Source organism: Pseudomonas hormoni (genome assembly GCF_018502625.1).
Lineage (GTDB): Bacteria > Pseudomonadota > Gammaproteobacteria > Pseudomonadales > Pseudomonadaceae > Aquipseudomonas > Aquipseudomonas hormoni.
In genome coordinates this window covers 5,235,988-5,250,553 of sequence record NZ_CP075566.1, presented here as the reverse complement: position 1 = coordinate 5,250,553, position 14,566 = coordinate 5,235,988, and the positions used below count along the sequence as shown (strand labels likewise).

Sequence of the window (14,566 nt, the reverse complement as noted above, 5' to 3'; positions counted from 1 at the left end):
AAGCAGCATGGAATGCGCGCAACCCACGCCAGCCGACGGCAGCTCAACCCTTTTAATCGTCGATGATTACCCTGAAAACCTGATCAGCATGCGCGCGTTGCTCCAGCGCCAGGATTGGCAGGTCCTGACGGCTGCGTCCGGTTTTGAAGCCCTCAGTCTTTTACTCGAGCACGATATCGACCTGGTGCTGCTGGATGTGCAGATGCCGGGCATGGACGGGTTTGAAGTGGCGCGCCTGATGCGGGGAAGCCAGCGAACCCGCCTCACGCCGATCATTTTCCTCACCGCCAATGAACAGTCCCAGGACGCCGTGATCAAGGGCTATGCCAGCGGTGCGGTGGATTACCTGTTCAAACCGTTCGACCCGCAGATTCTCAAGCCCAAAGTCCAGGCACTGCTCGAGCATCAGCGCAATCGCCGGGCGTTGCAGCGCCTGAGCCACGATCTGGAGGTCGAGCGCGCCTTTAATGCCTCGGTGCTGGACAATGCCGCCGAAGGCATCCTGGTGGTCGGCGAGGACGGTTTGATCCGCTTTGCCAACCCGGCGATGTCACGGCTGCTCAATGCCAAGCTGCAGGACCTGCAGGGCAAAGAGTTTCTGGATTACCTGCAAAAACCGCACATTCCGATCTGGGCCGATTCCGAATTGCTCGCCGGTTACAAGCGCGGCGAAACCTTGCGCCTGCATGACGCACTGTTGCGTACGGCCCCCGGCCAGCAGGTGCCCGTGGCGCTGTCTTGCGCGCCACTGCCCGCCGAACAACATGCGATGGTGGTGACGGTGCTGGACATGTCGGTGGTGCGCCACCTGCATCAGCAGCTGGAATTCCAGGCGGTGACCGACCCGTTGACCGGGCTGCTGAATCGCCGGGGCTTCTATCAGACGGTGGAAAACCTGTTGCTGCGCGGCGAACGCTCCGACAGCGCGTGGGTGTTGCTCTACCTCGATCTCGACGGGTTCAAGCGAGTCAACGATTCCCTCGGCCACGATGCCGGCGACCGCGTGCTGCGCTGGGTTTCCGAGCAGTTGAAGGCGTGCTTGCGGCCGTTCGACATTCTGGCGCGCATGGGCGGCGATGAGTTCACGGCGCTGCTGGATCTGGAGTTCCCCGAACAAGCGGCGAAGATTGCCGAGAAACTCATCGAGCGGGTGTCGATCTGTCAGCAGATCGATGGTCTGGACATCGCGCTGGGCGCCAGCATCGGCATTGCTACGTACCCGGATTGCGGGGCCAATCTCGATGGATTGATGCGAGCGTCGGACATCGCCATGTACGAGGCCAAGCGCGCCGGCCGTCAGCAGTATCGTTTTTATGACCATGACATGAATGGTCGGGCGCGCTCACGGCTGATGCTCGAAGAAAGTGTGCGTGCCGCCATTGAAAACCGTGATTTCAATCTGGTGTATCAGCCTCAGGTGGCGATCGACGGCGGGCAGATTCGCGGGTTCGAAGCGCTGTTGCGCTGGCAGCACCCGAGTGTCGGCGACGTGCCGCCGGGGCTGTTTTTACCGTTGCTGGAAGAAGCGCGGTTGATCAGCCGACTGGGCAGCTGGATCTATCGTCGCGGCGCCGGGCAGCGTAAAGCCTGGGAAACCCTGTTTGCCGAGGACCTGGTGCTGGGCGTCAGTTTGAGCAGCACGCAGTTCGGCATGCCGAACCTGGTCACCGAGTTGCGCCAGGTGCTGGAGCGTCATGGCTTGCAGGCGCGTCATCTGGAAGTCGAGGTCACGGAAGAGGCCTTGATGCACAACCCCGAGGAAACCCGCAAACAGCTGCGCCTGCTGCATAACCTGGGTGTGCGGGTGGCGCTGGATGACTTCGGTTCAGGGCCGTGCTCGCTGTCCCATCTGCGCGACCTGGAGCTGGACACGCTCAAGCTCGACCGCCATCTGATCGCTCGCTTGCCAGCGTCTACACGGGATGCGGCGCTGGTGCGCAATGTGATCGACCTGTGCAAACAATACGGAATCCTGGTGATCGCCGAAGGGGTGGAAACAGTCGCGCAATATGAGTGGCTGCAAGCCAATGGTTGCGAGTACGTGCAAGGCTTCCTGGTGGCGCACCCGATGGTGGCCGAAGAAGTCCCAACCTTTGTGCAGCCGTTCGACTGGAGCGCGCTGACGGACTGAATTCGCTACACTGGCGACCTTTTCGTAACCGATGTTGCCGCCCCGATGACTGCCTTGAAATTCCTCCAGGCCTATCCCGTTGCATTGCAGGACCAGGTGCGCCGGCTGATCACCGAAGGTCGGCTGGGCGATTACCTGAGCCAGCGTTACCCGCAAATGCATGACGTGCAGAGCGACAAGGCGTTGTACACCTATGCGCTGGACCTGAAACAGGAATACCTGCGCAACGCCCCGGCCATCGACAAGGTGTTGTTCGATAACCGTCTGGACCTGACCCACCGCGCCCTCGGCCTGCACACCACGATCTCTCGGGTGCAGGGCGGCAAGCTCAAGGCCAAGAAAGAAATCCGGGTGGCTTCGTTGTTCAAGGACGCCCCCGCCGAGTTTCTGAAAATGATCGTGGTGCATGAGCTGGCACACTTCAAGGAGTCGGATCACAACAAGGCGTTCTACAAGTTGTGCGAACACATGTTGCCGGGGTATCACCAGATCGAGTTCGATTTGCGGGTGTACCTGACGTGGCGGGAAATGCAGTAGCCAAGGAGTGTGTGGATGGACGTGAGCAAGACCAAGAGCAGCTTCTATCGCCGTTTGTACGTGGCGTACCTGATCGACAGCGGGCTGGCCAGCAGCGTCCCGGCACTGACCGAGGTGACCGGCATGCCCCGGCGCACGGCCCAGGACACCATTGCGGCGTTGGCGGATCTGGACATCGTTTGCGAATTCGAGCAGGAAGAGGGCGCGCGCAACCATGCCGGGCGTTATCGGATTCGCGAGTGGGGGGCGATTGATCGGGGGTGGATCGAGCGTAATCTGCGGCAGATCAAGGCGGTGTTGGAGTATCCCTGAATTCTGCGGCGTCAGTTATGCCGCCATCGCGGGCAAGCCCGCTCCCACAATGTTCTCTGTTGTTCACAAATATTGTATTCACAGAAGATCCCTGTGGGAGCGGGCTTGCCCGCGATAGGGCCCTCAAGAACGACGCATCCCGATATGCGGAATGTCATCCTCGAGGTATTCCTCACCCGCCACGACAAACCCGTACCGCCCGTAATACCCCTGCAAATGCGCCTGGGCCGACAGATAAACCGGCACTTCAGGCCAGCGCTTTTCCGCCTGCTTCAACGCCTGGGCGATCAGCTCATGACCCAGGCCCTTGCCGCGATAATCCGGCGCGGTAATCACCCGCCCGATCACCACATCGCCGCCCTGTAATTCAGGGTCGAGCAAGCGCAGGTATGCCACCAGTCGATCCCCGTCCCAGGCCATCAAGTGGCAGGTGTCACCTTCCAGATCCTGGCCATCGACGTCTTGATAAACACATTTCTGCTCCACAACGAACACCTCGGCGCGCAGCTGCAGAACGGCGTACAGCTGTTCCTTGCCCAGATCGCTGTGGTGTTTGCAGATCCAATCGATTGTCATCTTCACATTCCTTGAACAACGTCCCTCCGATACTAAGCGTGTGCGCGAAAGATGTCTTGATGGCGGAGAAATCTGTGACAAAGGCCAAAATGCCATCATTCATTTCGCGCGGCGTTGTCTTCTTTGTGTAATCTGGGATGAAGCGCTGTGCAGTGGCTTCGATGAGCTAATGTTAGTACCTGGGTTTCGCCGGTACGGGGCCTTGGAGTTTTGGCTGAAAACGTCGGGCAGCCGCCCGCTAAGGATTTTCGAGCATGCCGCGATTGCATCGAGCTTTGGCCTTGATCGGATTGCTGTTGCTGACTCAGAGCGCCGCAGCGGAAAAGCTGCGACTGGTTGCCGATTTATGGCCGCCCTTTACCGACGCCACGCTGATCAACGGTGGGTTGGCCACTGACATCGTCAGCACCGCGCTGGCCCGGGCCGGCTATGCCAGCGATTTTGAACAGGTGCCCTGGGCACGCGCGCTGCTGGGCGTCGGAGAAGGGCGTTACGACGTGCTGGTGAACGCCTGGTACACCGAAGAACGCACCAAACTAGGCCAGTTTTCCGGCGAATACCTGCTCAACCGCGTGCGCTTTCTCAAGCGCAAGGACGCGCCGATCGAATTCAATAATCTGCAGCAATTGCACACGTACCCGATTGCGGTGGTGCGTGGTTATGCCTATTCACCCGCGTTCGATGAAGACGCCTCGCTGCAGAAGGTCCCGGTGCACAGCTTCGCCATGGCCGTGCGCATGGTCGCTGCCGATCGGGTCAAGCTGACGCTGGAGGATGAATACGTCGCGCGTTACTACCTGTCCCGGGAGTCGGCCAAGGTGCGTAATTCCGTCGAGTTCCTGCCCAAACCGTTGAGCGAGAACAGCCTGCATATTCTGGTCAGCCTGAAAAATCCGCAGCATGAACAGATCGTGGCGGGTTTTGATCGGGAGATTGCCGAGATGAAGGCAGATGGGAGTTATGAGCGGTTGATGAAGGAGCATGGGATGTAGTTTTTGTGGGGCGGCGGATGGCCCCTTCGCGGGCAAGCCTCGCTCCTACAGGTTTCGCGTGATCTCTGTAGGAGCGAGGCTTGCCCGCGAAGAGGCCCGCCCAGCCACCACAACTCTCAATCCTCGCTGGTGTCTTTGATGAGATGCGCCGCCAACGTCCGCAGCGGCCCCAACTGCCGGCAAATCAGCGCCAACTGCGTTTGCACCAGCCGCTGCCCTTCATCGATTTCATCCGGCATCTGCTCCAGCTCATTGGCCAGCGCTTCTTCCTCATCACTTTGAATCGCAATCGGCAGTTTGCTCGCCAGGCCTTGAGCGATCTCATCAATGCTCGCCGCCAGTTTCACGCCGGCACCTTCGATCAAGTGCTCGCGCACGTCTGCCGGCAGCTGGGTTTCACGGTGTGCGCCCAGTCCTGACAAATAGCTGAGCAAGGTGTGCGACAACACCAGGAAGCGGAACCCGACATCCGCTTCCTTACGGAAATGCCCGGGCTCCATCAGCATGTTGGCCAGCGTCGTCGACAGTGCCGCATCGGCGTTGTGCGCGTTGCGCCGGGCCAGGCGATAAGCCAGGTCGTCGCTCTTGCCGACGGCGTATTGCTGCATGATCTGGCGCAGGTAAATGCTGTTGCAGGTCAGGGTGTTGGCCAGCACCTTGTTCAGGCGTCGACCCTGCCAGTCCGGCAGGAACAGGAACACCGCGAGCCCGGCGATCAGGCTACCGAGCAAGGTATCGAACAGTCGCGGCAGGAACAGGCCGTAACCGTCGCCGACCTGGTTGAAGCAGAACAGCACCATCAAGGTGATCGCCGCCGTCGCCAGGGTGTAGCGCGTGGTGCGGTTGGTGAAGAACACCACCCCGGCAGCAATCGCGAAGCACGACTGGATCAGCGGGTTCGGGAACAGATCGAACAGTGCCCAGGCCAGGGTCAGGCCGATGGCGGTGCCGATGATCCGCTGACCGAGCTTGCGCCGGGTCGCGCCGTAGTTCGGTTGGCAGACGAACAGCGTGGTGAGGATGATCCAGTAACCTTGCGACGGGTGAATCAAATGCACCATGCCGTAGCCGATGCTCAACGCGAGGGGCAATCGCAGGGCGTGGCGGAACAGCAGCGAGGTCGGCGTCAGCTGCGTGCGCAAGCGCATCCACACATCCTTGAGGCTGCGTGGCGAGCGGTCGAGCAGGCTGCTGTCGGTGGCGTCGGCGAGGGCGTCGGGGTTGCTCGCATCGCTGAGCAAACGGTCGAGGGTGCCGAGGTTGGCGGCCAGTGCGCGCAAGGATCGCAGCAGTCCGCGCCAGGCCGGGTTGCTCTGGATGCGCAGGTGTTCGAGGGAGGCGTGCAGGTCGCTCAGGGCTTCGGCGAAGCCGGCGTCGTAGATGAACGGTTGACGCATCTGGATCGATTCCGCCAGCGCTCGACAAGCCTTGCCCTGCTGGCGCAGCAGGCGCTGACAGCGGAACAGCACGTCGCTGTGGAAGAAGGCGTCGGCCAGCGCGTTATACGGATAGTGCGAGGAACTGGCGCGTTCGTGAATGTCCTGGGCAAGGAAGTAGAGTTTCAGGTATCGGCTGACTTTCGAGCCCGGTCTACCGTTGCCGACCCGGTGCAGAATGATTTCCTTGGCGGCGTTCAGAGCCGCTACGACCCGGCCGTTCTGCTGGGCCAGTTCCAGTCGGCGCGCCTCTACGTCCATCTGCCGGATCGGTTCGAACAGCGACGATTTCAGCTTCAGGTAAAAGCCCAACTCACGGAATAATCGCGCCAGACTTTGCTGCACCGGCTGATTGGAAAACATCGCCTGCCACAACACCGAGAGCAAGCCGTACCAAGCCGCGCCGGCCACCAGCAGCACCGGCTCGTGCCAGAAATCGGTCACCGCGCCGCCGCGCTGATCCACGCCGATCATGGTGTAGACCGACAGAATCAACGTCGCCGAGGCAATCGCGCCGTAACGTTCACCCAGTGCGCCGAGCATGGTCAGGCAGAAGGCGGCCAGGGCGAAGGCGATGATAAAGAGAATGGGATAGGGGAACAGCAGTTCGACCGACAGGGCGGCGACGATAAAACACACCAGTGTCACGGCCAGCGAATTGAGGCGGCCCTGCCAGCTGTCGTCGGTCTCGGCCAGGGCGCTGGCGATGATCCCCAGGAACAGCGGGATCAGCAGCCCCATTTCATCCTGATACCAACACAGCGCCATGCTGCCGGTCAGGGCGATGAACACCCGCACGCTGTAACTGAATTTATCCAGCGCCCAGAGACGGCGCAGAGACTGACGAAAAGGGGTCGATGGCATGAAGTGCGAGGGCCTTCCGAGGCAATGACGCTAAATTGAGCCAGTAATGACGCCGACGCAATGGCGCCGATCACATCTGACAGCAAAATCTGTTCCTTGATTGCTCTGTGTTGTTTGTTCGGACGCTTTCGCGGGCAAGCCTCGCTCCTACTGTTTTGTGTCGTTCGCAATATTGCGTATGACACGAACCTGTAGGAGCGAGGCTTGCCCGCGAAAAACGATAACTCGGTCGATCAGACGTATTGCGCGGCGGCGTAGCCCGAAGCCCATGCCCACTGGAAGTTGAAGCCGCCCAGATGTCCGGTCACGTCTAGCACTTCGCCGATGAAGTACAGGCCGGGGCTTTTCAGTGATTCCATGGTCTTGGACGACACCTCGTTGGTATCGACGCCGCCCAATGTCACTTCAGCGGTGCGATAACCTTCAGTGCCGGCCGGCACGACTTTCCAGCTCGCCAGTTTCTCGGCGATGTCGGCGATTTCCGCGTGGGTGTACTGCTTCATCGGTTTGGAGGCGAACCAGTTGTCCGCCAGCAGGTTGGCCATCTTCTTGGTGAAGATCTCGCCAAGCAGGGTTTTCAGCTCGCTGTTTGGACGTTCGGCTTGCTGCTGTTGCAGCCAGCTCGGCACGTCGTGGTCCGGCATCAGGTTGATCTCTACCGAGTCGCCGGACTCCCAGAACGAGGAAATCTGCAAAATCGCCGGGCCGCTGAGACCGCGGTGGGTGAACAGGATGTTCTCGCGGAAACTCTGGTCGTTGCAGCTCACCAGACAATCGACCGACGTACCGGACAGCTCGGTGCAAAGCTCCTTGAGCTGATCGGTGATGGTGAACGGCACCAGGCCGGCGCGGGTCGGCAACAGTTCGTGGCCAAACTGCTTCGCGACCTGATAACCGAAACCGGTGGCGCCCAGGGTCGGAATCGACAGACCGCCGGTGGCAATCACCAGGGATTCACAGGTGATCTGGCCCAGCGTGGTGTCCAGCAAGTAACCGCTTTCCAGCTTCTCGATCGTCTGGATCGAGGTGTCCAGGTGCAGGCTGACACCGACTTGATCGCACTCGTTGAGGAGCATCTCGAGGATGTCGCTGGATTTGTTATCGCAGAACAGCTGGCCGAGTTTTTTCTCGTGGTACGGCACGCCGTGTTTGGCGACCATCCCGATGAAATCCCACTGGGTGTAGCGCGCCAGTGCGGATTTGCAGAAGTGTTCGTTCTGCGAGAGGAAATTGCCCGGTTCGGTGTACATGTTGGTGAAATTACAGCGACCACCGCCCGACATCAGGATTTTCTTGCCGGCCTTGTTCGCGTGGTCGAGCAACATCACCTTGCGCCCGCGCCCGGCGGCGGTCAGCGCACACATCAACCCTGCGGCGCCAGCGCCAATGATCACGACTTCGGTAGAGCGCAAAACGGTGTCCTCACACAAGAGCTGATCTGGAATGCAATCAAATGTGGGAGCTGGCCTGCCGGCGATGGTATCGACTCGGTTTACCAGTCAGACCGAGTCGATGCCATCGCTGGCAGGCCAGCTCCCACAGGGGCCGAGGCGTTCTTACAGGATGCGAACGCGCAACGAACGGCCTTTGATCTTGCCGTCATTCAGGCGCTGCAAGGCTTGCTTGGCGATCCCGCGTTCAACAGCCACGTAGGCCTGGAAGTCGAAAATCGCAATCTTGCCAACCTGCGCACCCGGAATCCCGGCATCGCCGGTCAGTGCGCCGAGGATGTCACCCGGGCGAACCTTGTCTTTACGGCCCGCGCCGATGACCAGCGTACTCATCACCGGCAGCAACGGTCCGCCACCCTGGGATTTGAGGTTGTCCAGCTGATCCCAGCTCAACGGCGACTTCTGCAGTTGCTCGATGGCCTGGGCGCGGTGCGCTTCGGACGGGGCGACCAGGCTGATCGCAATACCTTTCTCACCCGCACGGCCGGTACGGCCAACGCGGTGAATGTGGATTTCCGAATCACGGGCCAGTTCGACGTTGATCACCATGTCCAGCGCATCGATGTCCAGACCGCGCGCGGCGACGTCGGTGGCGACCAGCACTGACGTGCTGCGGTTGGCGAACATTGCTAGCACCTGGTCACGGTCACGCTGTTCCAGATCGCCGTGCAGGCCGACGGCGGAGATGCCTTTGGCCGTCAGGTGGTCAACGGTTTCCTGAACCTGCTGCTTGGTGAAGCAGAAGGCGACGCAGGACGCCGGACGGTGATGCGCGAGGACTTTGACCACGGCATCCATGCGCTCTTCCGGGGAAATCTCGTAGAAGCGCTGCTCGATCTGCGTGTCGTCGTGGAACGCCTCGGCCTTCACTTGCTGCGGGTTGCGCATGAACTTCGAAGCGAGCTGCTTGATGCCCACCGGATACGTGGCGGAGAACAGCAGGGTCTGGCGACGCTCGGGGCACTGGGCAATGATTTCTTCGATGGAGTCGTAGAAACCCATGTCGAGCATGCGGTCGGCTTCGTCGAGGATCAGCGTGTTCAGGCCATGAAGGATCAGCGAACCCTTGCGCAAGTGCTGCTGGATACGACCCGGGGTGCCGACGATGATGTGCGCGCCATGCTCCAGCGAACCGATCTGCGGGCCGAACGCGACGCCGCCGCACAGGGTCAGGATCTTGATGTTGTCTTCGGCGCGGGCCAGACGACGGAGTTCCTTGGCGACCTGGTCCGCCAGCTCGCGCGTCGGGCAAATGACCAGCGCCTGGCAACCGAAGAAGCGCGGATTGATCGGGTTCAGCAGGCCGATACCGAAGGCGGCGGTCTTGCCGCTGCCGGTCTTGGCCTGGGCGATCAGGTCCATCCCTTTCAGGATCACCGGCAAGCTTTGCGCCTGGATCGGCGTCATCTGGGCATAACCGAGGGAGTCGAGGTTAGCCAGCATGGCGGCGGACAGCGGCAAAGTATTAAAAGCGGTGGCGATGGTGGTCACGGGACTGGCCTGCAAAACAAAATGTCGCGCAGTGTATCAGTCCCGCGCCCTCCACCTGCAAATTCTGGACGAACGCAATCCTGTGGCGAGGGGGATTTATCCCCGCTGGGGTGCGCAGCGCCCCAAATTGGCAAACGCGGTTTGACAGACAGACCGCATCAGCCGGATTTACGACTGCTTCGCAGCCGAACGGCGATAAATCCCCTCGCCACAGATAAATCCTTCACCACCTGTGCCCGGCTCAATGTTCGATGTGTTGTTCGGGACTTCTGACACGCCGTCCGTCTTCCTTTGAAAGCTGCGAGAAGATCGTCGCGGCCAGCATCGCCATGATTCCAACGGTCACAAACGTAAGTTGGAACGCGCCCAGCACCGTGTTCACGCCGTCATTACCGACTTCCGCCGTGAACCCGCCGAGCAGCGCACCGGCGCACGCAACGCCCAGGCTCAAGGACAATTGCGCGACCACCGACAGCAGGCTGTTGCCGCTGCTGGCGCTGGCGTCGTCGAGGTCGATCAGGGTCACGGTGTTCATCGCGGTGAACTGCAAGGAGTTGATCGCGCCGAGGATCGCCAGCATGCCCAGCAACAACCAGTACGGCGTCTGCTCGCTGACCAGCCCCATGCTCGCTAACATCAACCCCAGCGCCAACGTGTTGCCGGTCAGCACGATGCGATAGCCCAGGCGTTCGATCAGCGGCCGCGCCACCGACTTGGCAACCATCGCCGCAGCGGCCAGCGGCAACATGCTCATCCCGGCCTGGGACGGCGAGTAACCCAGCGCCACTTGCAGCAGCAACGGTACGAGGAACGGCAACGCGCCGCTGCCCAGACGGGCGAACAGGTTGCCGAGGATACCCACGGCAAACGTCCGGGTCTTGAACAGCGACGGCGCGAACAGCGGATTCTCGATGTGCCCGGCCCGCAACCAGTACGCCGCCAGACAGGCCATGCCGCCGAACAGCAGCAACATCACGCGCAGATGCGGCAGGTGCAGTTCGCCGAGACCTTCCATGGCGATGGTGATCAGCACCATCGCCGCGCCAAACAGCAAGAAACCGAGGCTGTCGAAACGCGTACGTTCAGTGCCGCGCAGGTCGGGGATGAATCTCCAGACCGCGTAGCAACCGACGGCGCCGACCGGCAGGTTGATCAGGAAGATCCAGTGCCAGGTCAGGTATTCCACCATCCAGCCACCCATGGTCGGGCCGATCAACGGGCCGAGCAGGCCGGGAATGGTGATGAAACCCATGATCCGCACCAGTTCCGAACGCGGGTAGGCGCGCAGCACCACCAGCCGCCCGACCGGCAGCATCAGCGCACCGCCCAGGCCCTGAATCACCCGGGCGCCGATCAGCATGCTCAGGCTGCTCGACAGGGCGCAGAGCAACGAACCGATGCTGAACAACAGGATCGCGCCGAAGAAGATTTTCTTGGTGCCGAAACGATCGGCGATCCAGCCGGAGGCGGGGATCAGCAGGGCGACGGTGAGCATGTAGGCGATGATTACGCCCTGCATGCGCAGCGGGTCTTCCGCCAGGTCGCGCGCCATGGCCGGCAGGGCGGTGTTGAGGATGGTCCCGTCGAGGGACTGCATGAAGAAGGCAATGGCGACGACCCACGGCACCCAGCGGGCGGTGACGGCATCGAGAGGCGGGCGGTTGGGCATGGGACCTCTTGTGGGTTGTTGATGCAGATTCGTGGCAGTTGCTGAACCTGTGGCGAGGGAGCTTGCTCCCGCTCGGCTGCGAAGCAGTCGTCGATCCTGAGAATGCGGTTTAACGGTTAACCGCATGTGTTGGGTTTGGGGCCGCTTCGCAGCCCAGCGGGAGCAAGCTCCCTCGCCACAGGGTTTTGTGTTTACAAGGTCAGCGTCAGTTTGCTGATCAGCGCACCCGGCAACAACGCCGAAGCCGTCGCTCGCTGACTGTAAGTGCTTGCCGACAGCAACAACTCGCGCTCTTCGGTCAACGCCTCCAGCTGTGAACCCAGCAAACTGTAAGCACTGTCATCGAAACGCATGGTGCTGACCGGCGCCTGGATCTCGCCATTCTCGACCCAGAACGTCGCAAACCTTGTCATGCCGGTCATGCGTGCCCCCGGTTGGTCCGAGTAGTTCAAGTACCACAGATTGCTGATGTACAGCCCCGTGCCCAGTTGCTTGAGAATCTGCGCATCAGGCAACGTCCCGGCCGCCATGTTCAAGGCGCTCGGCATTTCACCGCCGCTGGCGCCGTTGGCGGTCAGGCCGTACTCGGCCGCACTGCGCGAGCTGACCATTTGCGCGCCGGCCTTGCCGTCGACAATCAGCTTGAGATCGCTGCGCGGATAGCCCTCGCCGGAAAACGCCGGGCTTAATGAACCGCTGACTTTTTCATCGACGGACACAAACGGGCTGAACGAGCTGTTGCCTGCGTAAAGCTTCTGCAGCGGACTGTTTTTGCTGGCAATCGACTGCGCTGAAAATCCACCCCAGCCCAGCATGTCCATGATTTCGCCCATGGCTGCCGGTGCCAGATAGGCGCGGTACTGACCGGGCGGCAGAGTGCGTTGCGGCCTGCCGAGAAACGCCAACTGCTCGCGTGCCTGGGCAAAGCGTTTGGCAAACCCTTCGCTGTTCCAGTCGTGCCCGGCGTAGCTGGCTTTCACTGCCTGACCGTTGTCATGAAACAGGCTGAAGTCAAAATTGAAGCTGTTGGCCTGATGCCAGCCGAACGCGCCCGAGGAACTGGCGAAACCGCGACTGATCGGACCGGCCGCATAGAAACCCACCAGGTCCAGCCCTTCGGCAGCCTGGGCGATTTCAGCAACCACCTGCTCGGTATCCGGCAGCGGATGCGCCTGCACATTCTTGCTCTGCCAGCCGTTGTGGTTGAGCAGCAGATACGGATCTTTCGGCAACAACGGCAAGGTCTCGCGCAACTGTTGCAGCCCTTCGGCCAGCCGTTGGAGGTCGACTTCGGTATCGCCCGACAGTGTGATGTCGAGGTCCGCATGCCGGCCTTCGTTAATCAGTTTGAAGCCGACACTGGCTTGCTGAACCTGACCGGCCTGACGCACCTTCGCATGGTTGAAACGCACGAAGGCCGACGACTCGGCGGCGTAGCTGAGGGTGAACTGCTCCGGTTCGCGAATCGCGTCGCGCAGCCAGTTGACCAGGGCCTTGAACCCATCGGCCTGATTGTTTGACGTACTCATCAGGCGTCTCCCCCAAACACATCCACATTGCTGAACACACAGGCCGGCGACGCATGGCCGACGCGGATCACCTGATTCGGCTCGCCCTTGCCGCAGTTCGGAGTGCCAAGGACCTTGAAGGTGCTGGCATCGCCGACGGCGCTGAGGTTTTTCCAGAACTGCGCGGAAATCGCCCGGTAGTTCGGGTTTTTCACCACGCCTTTGAGCTCGCCGTTTTCGATCAACTGGGCCCATTCGCAACCGAACTGGAATTTGTTGCGCGCATCGTCGATCGACCACGAGCGGTTGGTGCTCATCAAAATGCCGTGCTCGATGTTGCCGATCAGCTGCTCAAGCGGCTGATCGCCAGGCTCGATGTTCAGGTTGGCCATGCGGTCGATCGGCGGGCGATTCCAGCCGCAGGCGCGGCTGTTGGCGACGCCGTCCATGCCGGCACGGAATTGCGACAGCGCACCGCCCAATGGGCGCAGCAGCAAGCCTTCCTTGATCAGAAATTGCTTGCTGGCGGCAGTGCCGTCGTCGTCATGGCCGTAGCTGGCGAGCTGCTCTGGGATGTCCGGGTCGAAGGTCACGTTGAGCAGTTTCGAACCGTATTGCAGATGACCGAAGTCCTCTGCTTTGACGAAACTGGTGCCGGCGTAATTGCGCTCATCGCCAAGGATGCGGTCCAGTTCCAGCGGGTGGCCGATGGATTCGTGGATCTGCAGCATCATCTGGTCGGGCATCAACAGCAGGTCGCGTGGGCCTTGCGGGGTGTTCGGTGCAAGCAGCAATTGCAGCGCCTGATCGGCGATTTTCGGGCCTGCACCCACCAGGCCGCAGCGACTGATTACATCGAAGCCGCCCTGTTGGCCGAAGTTTTCGCGGCCGAGGGTGCGGGTCTGGCTGTCGCTGCCATCGTAGGCGGTGACTTCCAGGCTCGGGTAGATGAAACGCTGGGCCTGGCGCAGTTCAGCGCCGGCGCTGCTGAGGTAGATCTGTTCGACGTGGGTGATGCCTATGCTCACCTGCCAGTTCACCAGTCGCTCGTCCTTGGGCACGGACGCGGATTCGGCGCCGAGCAGTTGATAGCAGTCGCTCAGGGATGGGAAGGGCTGGTCGAAGTTGGGTGAAAAGTAATCGGCGCGGTCGCTCGAGACAGCTTGATCACGCAGGTCGAGCAGGGCGTTGGGCTTGAGGTGACGGGCTTGTTGCTCGGCTTTTTCCAGCGCGGCCTGCAGGCCGGATTGCGACAGGTCGTTGGTCGCGGCGTAGGCTTCGACGCCGTTGACGCGCACGGTCAACATCGCGCCTTCATCACGGCTCAGGCTCGGAGGTTCGGCGACGTTCTTGCGCACCGACAGGTACTGTCCGGACTCGCGCACGTAACGCAGCGAAAAGAATTCAGCGCCCGTGCGCAAGGCAGCGAAGCGCTGCTTGAGCTGGGGGTGGAAATCGAACATTCGTGAACCTCCTTGGTATGGAGTGGCGATGTAGCGGTGTTGCGAGGGGGGGTGAAACGTTTGCGTGGCGCTAGATTAGGCCTGTGCGGGGGGAGGATCAAGGGCGGAGCGGTGTGTCAGGAAGTTGTGTGGTTGT

At 61.0% G+C, this 14,566-nt stretch carries 11 protein-coding genes; 4 read left to right on the top strand and 7 right to left on the bottom strand.

Annotated features, from left to right (window positions below):
* Window positions 1-7: 7 nt before the first annotated feature.
* From KJF94_RS24435 to KJF94_RS24425, 3 genes are read left to right on the top strand one after another with little or no spacing between them, the layout of a single operon-like run.
* Window positions 8-2,131, top strand: coding sequence for a putative bifunctional diguanylate cyclase/phosphodiesterase (locus KJF94_RS24435; RefSeq protein ID WP_214379407.1), 2,124 nt, complete (start codon window positions 8-10; stop codon window positions 2,129-2,131).
* A 45-nt stretch (window positions 2,132-2,176) separates the two neighbouring features.
* Window positions 2,177-2,668, top strand: a complete 492-nt coding sequence (locus KJF94_RS24430) for a M48 metallopeptidase family protein (protein WP_214379405.1) — start codon at window positions 2,177-2,179, stop codon at window positions 2,666-2,668.
* Window positions 2,669-2,683: 15 nt separating this feature from the next.
* Window positions 2,684-2,980 carry a winged helix-turn-helix domain-containing protein gene (locus tag KJF94_RS24425; RefSeq protein WP_007894945.1) on the top strand — a complete coding sequence of 99 codons (297 nt, stop codon included), beginning with the start codon at window positions 2,684-2,686 and terminating at the stop codon, window positions 2,978-2,980.
* Between the two features lie 123 nt (window positions 2,981-3,103).
* Here KJF94_RS24425 and KJF94_RS24420 read toward each other — a convergent pair whose 3' ends face one another.
* Window positions 3,104-3,556 (bottom strand): GNAT family N-acetyltransferase, encoded by a 453-nt coding sequence (locus KJF94_RS24420; protein WP_214379403.1) that lies wholly within the window; start codon window positions 3,554-3,556, stop codon window positions 3,104-3,106.
* Window positions 3,557-3,810: 254 nt separating this feature from the next.
* Between KJF94_RS24420 and KJF94_RS24415 the strand changes: the two genes are divergently transcribed.
* On the top strand, window positions 3,811-4,548 hold the full coding sequence (locus KJF94_RS24415; protein WP_214379401.1) for a substrate-binding periplasmic protein: 738 nt from the start codon (window positions 3,811-3,813) through the stop codon (window positions 4,546-4,548).
* Between the two features lie 116 nt (window positions 4,549-4,664).
* On the opposite strand, the gene yccS is transcribed toward KJF94_RS24415, so the two are convergent.
* The 6 genes from yccS to KJF94_RS24385 all read right to left on the bottom strand — a co-directional run bounded on the left by yccS (window position 4,665) and on the right by KJF94_RS24385 (window position 14,430).
* Complete coding sequence (yccS, locus tag KJF94_RS24410; RefSeq protein WP_214379399.1) at window positions 4,665-6,848, bottom strand: YccS family putative transporter; 2,184 nt, start codon at window positions 6,846-6,848, stop codon at window positions 4,665-4,667.
* Window positions 6,849-7,081: 233 nt separating this feature from the next.
* Window positions 7,082-8,260: a BaiN/RdsA family NAD(P)/FAD-dependent oxidoreductase gene (locus KJF94_RS24405; protein WP_214379397.1), complete on the bottom strand. Its 1,179-nt coding sequence runs from the start codon at window positions 8,258-8,260 to the stop codon at window positions 7,082-7,084.
* 144 nt (window positions 8,261-8,404) lie between these two features.
* Complete coding sequence (gene dbpA / locus KJF94_RS24400; RefSeq protein ID WP_250548323.1) at window positions 8,405-9,742, bottom strand: ATP-dependent RNA helicase DbpA; 1,338 nt, start codon at window positions 9,740-9,742, stop codon at window positions 8,405-8,407.
* Window positions 9,743-10,031: 289 nt separating this feature from the next.
* Window positions 10,032-11,585: a multidrug transporter subunit MdtD gene (gene mdtD / locus KJF94_RS24395; protein WP_348772787.1), complete on the bottom strand. Its 1,554-nt coding sequence runs from the start codon at window positions 11,583-11,585 to the stop codon at window positions 10,032-10,034.
* Between the two features lie 65 nt (window positions 11,586-11,650).
* Complete coding sequence (locus KJF94_RS24390) at window positions 11,651-12,988, bottom strand: TldD/PmbA family protein (RefSeq protein ID WP_214379390.1); 1,338 nt, start codon at window positions 12,986-12,988, stop codon at window positions 11,651-11,653.
* Entirely contained in the window at window positions 12,988-14,430 is a 1,443-nt protein-coding gene (locus KJF94_RS24385) for a TldD/PmbA family protein (RefSeq protein ID WP_214379388.1), read from the bottom strand. The genes KJF94_RS24390 and KJF94_RS24385 overlap by 1 nt, the downstream gene beginning before the upstream one ends.
* Window positions 14,431-14,566: the final 136 nt, after the last annotated feature.

Bases quoted from the DNA above. Each gene is read 5' to 3' on its own strand.
- KJF94_RS24435 (WP_214379407.1), top strand. From the start codon at position 8: ATGGAATGCGCGCAACCCACGCCAGCCGACGGCAGCTCAACCCTTTTA.
- KJF94_RS24430 (WP_214379405.1), top strand. From the start codon at position 2,177: ATGACTGCCTTGAAATTCCTCCAGGCCTATCCCGTTGCATTGCAGGAC.
- KJF94_RS24425 (WP_007894945.1), top strand. From the start codon at position 2,684: ATGGACGTGAGCAAGACCAAGAGCAGCTTCTATCGCCGTTTGTACGTG.
- KJF94_RS24420 (WP_214379403.1), bottom strand. From the start codon at position 3,556: ATGACAATCGATTGGATCTGCAAACACCACAGCGATCTGGGCAAGGAA.
- KJF94_RS24415 (WP_214379401.1), top strand. From the start codon at position 3,811: ATGCCGCGATTGCATCGAGCTTTGGCCTTGATCGGATTGCTGTTGCTG.
- yccS (WP_214379399.1), bottom strand. From the start codon at position 6,848: ATGCCATCGACCCCTTTTCGTCAGTCTCTGCGCCGTCTCTGGGCGCTG.
- dbpA (WP_250548323.1), bottom strand. From the start codon at position 9,742: ATGCTGGCTAACCTCGACTCCCTCGGTTATGCCCAGATGACGCCGATC.
- mdtD (WP_348772787.1), bottom strand. From the start codon at position 11,585: ATGCGGTTAACCGTTAAACCGCATTCTCAGGATCGACGACTGCTTCGC.
- KJF94_RS24390 (WP_214379390.1), bottom strand. From the start codon at position 12,988: ATGAGTACGTCAAACAATCAGGCCGATGGGTTCAAGGCCCTGGTCAAC.
- KJF94_RS24385 (WP_214379388.1), bottom strand. From the start codon at position 14,430: ATGTTCGATTTCCACCCCCAGCTCAAGCAGCGCTTCGCTGCCTTGCGC.